Here is a 2,810-nt window from a genome sequence, read left to right as displayed (position 1 = left end):
GGTGGAGCTTATCAACCCTGTTGCCGATACCGTGGCAAACGCCAACTACCGAGGGGCAGATGTGGAGTGGTACATCAAGGCAGACGACATTGTACTGAAAAATAAAGGCAGTCAGCCCGCAGGAAATCCACAGAACCATGCTCCGCAAGGACAGCAGAAAAAATAATCAGCAAAGCATATTTTCATTGTAGGTGATACTGGATAGAGGTATAATAATTCTATAAATTAGAATTTGAGGTGGAAATATGGCATCAAGCAAGGAATACTTAGAGTTTATTTTAGGGCAGCTATCTGAGTTAGAAGAAATTACTTACCGAGCTATGATGGGAGAATTTATTATTTATTATCGTGGCAAGATTGTAGGCGGTATCTATGATGATAGATTACTTGTTAAACCAGTAAAATCAGCAATTAGTTATATGCCGACAGCTCCGTATGAATTACCCTATGAGGGAGCAAAAGAGATGTTGTTGGTAGATGAAGTTGATAATAAGGAATTTTTGACAGGCTTGTTTCATGCAATGTATGATGAACTGCCAGCCCCAAAACCAAAAAAGAAGAAATAAACAACTCCTAATTTAGCAATCTCATATTCAGTATTACACGAAGCGGTTAGTCTTTACGATTGACCGCTTTTTCCATATCCAGAAAGGGGTGTTTATGAACATTTTGAAATACAAGGGAAAGCGTATCAGAGCCAGCGACAAGAACCTTGTGTACCGCTTCTGTGCGGGTACGCTTCTGTTCCTGTTCATAGCGGTTCTCCTGCTACTGAACATGGGACAGCTCATGCGTACCGATTGGGAACATTTCAGTTTACTTGATAATGGCGTGACGCTTTCCACATACAACTTCATAACCATAGGGATAGCGACTGGTGTTTGTGCATTGGTCGCTTTTCTTTATTACCGCTTCTTCCATGACAGCTTTAAGAAGCTATTGCACCGTCAAAAGCTCTCCCGCATGATACTGGACAACAAGTGGTATGAAGCACAGACCGTACAGGACAGCGGTTTTTTCACTGACCTGCAAGGCAGATCAAGGGAAAAAATCGTCTGGTTTCCTAAAATCTATTATCAAATGGACACAGGCTTGCTCCATATCCGCTGTGAAATCTCTTTGGGAAAGTATCAAGACCAGCTCCTTAGACTGGAAGATAAGCTGGAAAGCGGGCTTTACTGCGAGCTGACCGACAAGACGCTCCATGACGGCTATATCGAGTACACCCTGCTTTATGACATGATAGCAAACCGTATCACGATTGACGAGGTAAAGGCTGAAAACGGGGGCTTGCGTCTGATGAAGAACCTCACATGGGAATACGACGCACTCCCTCACGCTCTTATCTGTGGTGGGACTGGCGGTGGAAAGACCTATTTCCTGCTGACAATCATTGAAGCCCTCTTGCAGACCAACGCCCAGCTTTACATCTTAGACCCTAAGAACGCCGACCTTGCGGACTTGGGTACGGTCATGGATAACGTGTACCATACCAAAGAAGATATGATAGAGTGCGTCAATGCGTTCTATGAGGGCATGGTACAGCGAAGCGAGGAAATGAAGCACCACCCAGACTATAAGACGGGCGAGAATTATGCCTATCTGGGCTTACCGCCCTGCTTCCTTATCTTTGACGAGTATGTGGCGTTCTTGGAAATGCTGGGGACAAAGGAAAGCATGAGCCTACTTAGCCAGCTAAAGAAAATCGTCATGCTTGGCAGACAGGCGGGCTATTTCCTCATTGTCGCCTGCCAGCGTCCCGACGCAAAGTATTTTTCAGACGGTATCAGAGATAACTTCAACTTTCGTGTGGGCTTGGGACGTATCAGTGAGCTGGGCTACGGTATGCTCTTTGGAAGCGACGTAAAGAAGCAGTTTTTCCAGAAGCGTATCAAAGGGCGTGGCTATTGTGACGTGGGTACGAGCGTCATATCAGAGTTTTACACTCCCCTTGTACCAAAGGGGCATGATTTTTTACAGACTATCGGCTCACTCGTCCTCACAAGGCAGGACGGGACGGCGACGTGCGAAGCGAAAGGCGACGGAACGGACTAGCCTTGCTGGTGTGGCGTCAGCCACGCCAGCGAAAGAAGCCCCTCGGTATCTAACAGAGGGGCACAATTCCGCTGGAAACTACGGTCAAAAAGTCTGGAAATCCCGCTAGGCATAAGGGTTTTCCCTTACTCATGGCTGACTGTGACAATCGGCGGAAAATATCACACTTTCACGATTGGGGGTATGCAGGCTGAATAAAAGCACCTTTATAACTGCCTTGAAAGAGAAACGCTTATCTTACGGCGTGTCCCAGACAAGGCTTGCAATCATGGCTGGTATCAGCCGTGAACATCTGAACCGTATCGAAGCGGGAAAGGTCAACCTCACGGACGATATGCAAGACAAGCTCATGGAAGCTGTTGAGAAATTCAATCCCGACGCTCCCATGTTCCTGCTGTTCGACTATGTGCGTATCCGTTTCCCCACGCTGGATATACAGCACGTTATCAGAGATATATTGAAGCTCAATGTTGACTATATGCTCCATGAGGACTACGGACACTACAAGTACACAGAACATTACTATCTGGGTGATGTGTTCGTCTACACCTCGCAGGACGAGGAAAAGGGCACACTTTTGGAGCTGAAAGGAAAAGGCTGTCGCCAGTTTGAAAGCTACCTGCTGGCACAGGGGCGTAGCTGGTATGACTTCCTCATGGACGCACTCATTGAGGGCGGTGTGATGAAACGCCTTGACCTTGCGATTAACGACAGGGCGGGCATACTGGATATTCCAGATCTGACCGCCAAATGCA

At 46.9% G+C, this 2,810-nt stretch carries 4 protein-coding genes; all 4 read left to right on the top strand.

The features are described 5' to 3' along the window. Positions 1–166: DUF961 family protein (locus B5F18_RS12315; protein ID WP_143468438.1), on the top strand; the 166-nt coding region annotated here is incomplete at its 5' end. Positions 167–245: 79 nt separating this feature from the next. Then, positions 246–566 (top strand): TfoX/Sxy family protein, encoded by a 321-nt coding sequence (locus B5F18_RS12310; protein WP_072850661.1) that lies wholly within the window; start codon positions 246–248, stop codon positions 564–566. Positions 567–660: 94 nt separating this feature from the next. Then, positions 661–2,055, top strand: coding sequence for an FtsK/SpoIIIE domain-containing protein (locus B5F18_RS12305; protein ID WP_077717678.1), 1,395 nt, complete (start codon positions 661–663; stop codon positions 2,053–2,055). Between the two features lie 175 nt (positions 2,056–2,230). Further along, a partial coding sequence (locus B5F18_RS12300; RefSeq protein WP_442911380.1) for a helix-turn-helix domain-containing protein occupies positions 2,231–2,810 on the top strand: 580 nt, incomplete at its 3' end.

The organism is Lachnoclostridium sp. An181 (assembly GCF_002160325.1).
Lineage (GTDB): Bacteria > Bacillota > Clostridia > Lachnospirales > Lachnospiraceae > An181.
This window is presented reverse-complemented; position numbering and strand designations above follow the sequence as displayed.

Bases quoted from the DNA above. Each gene is read 5' to 3' on its own strand.
- B5F18_RS12310 (WP_072850661.1), top strand. From the start codon at position 246: ATGGCATCAAGCAAGGAATACTTAGAGTTTATTTTAGGGCAGCTATCT.
- B5F18_RS12305 (WP_077717678.1), top strand. From the start codon at position 661: ATGAACATTTTGAAATACAAGGGAAAGCGTATCAGAGCCAGCGACAAG.